The organism is Amycolatopsis sp. SID8362, from assembly GCF_010550475.1.
GTDB classification, from domain to species: Bacteria; Actinomycetota; Actinomycetes; order Mycobacteriales; family Pseudonocardiaceae; genus Amycolatopsis; species Amycolatopsis eburnea.
Genome location: NZ_JAAGNB010001304.1, coordinates 1 through 657, shown reverse-complemented (window position 1 = coordinate 657; position 657 = coordinate 1). Strand labels below are relative to the sequence as shown.

Sequence of the window (657 nt, the reverse complement as noted above, 5' to 3'; positions counted from 1 at the left end):
GAAGCCGGACCACGCCGGAGCGCCGCAGCCCGCCGGTGCCGTCCTCGACCTCGGCGAACTCGCCCGACGCGTCGCCGCTGGGCCGGAACCACGACCACGTCAGCTCGGCCGGCGGGCGGACGACGGGCAGCGGGGGCGGTGCCCACGACGGCGGCAGCGGCGAGTCGAGTTCGATCAGCAGCGACAGCCAGCCGGTCGTGGAGTGCGCCCCGGCGAGCGGCAGGGTGAAGCGGGCCGAGGCGGCGGACCCGTCGCTCGCCAGCAGCGGAACCCCGCGCCCGGCCAGCAGGTCGGCGGTGCGGTCGCGGTCGGTGAACACCGTGACCTCGCCCGACACCGGGAAGGCGGTCACTTCGTCGTCGAGGGTGAAGCGGATGGCCGCGGCCGGGTCGCGGGCCAGGACGGTGCCCGCGGGCACCACGGTCGGCGTCTCCTCGGCGGTGCGCAGCGAGAGGACCGTGGCCGCCGCCCGCGCCGGGCGCGGCGGCTCGAGCCCGAGCAGCTTCAGGATCGCGACGACGAGTTCGTCCGGCGCCTGGTCCAGCCAGTAGAGCCGCTGCTCCAGCAGGTAGGCGAACAGCTCCAGCAGCGTGACGCCGGGGTCGGCGGGCGCGTGCAGCGTCCACGTGCCGTCCGACTCCGCCGGGATGCGGCGGG

1 pseudogene is annotated in these 657 nt (G+C 76.7%); it reads right to left on the bottom strand.

Features of this window, described 5'->3' with window-relative positions:
• Positions 1–657 (bottom strand): annotated as a pseudogene (locus G3I65_RS40010) (hypothetical protein); the annotation flags it as partial.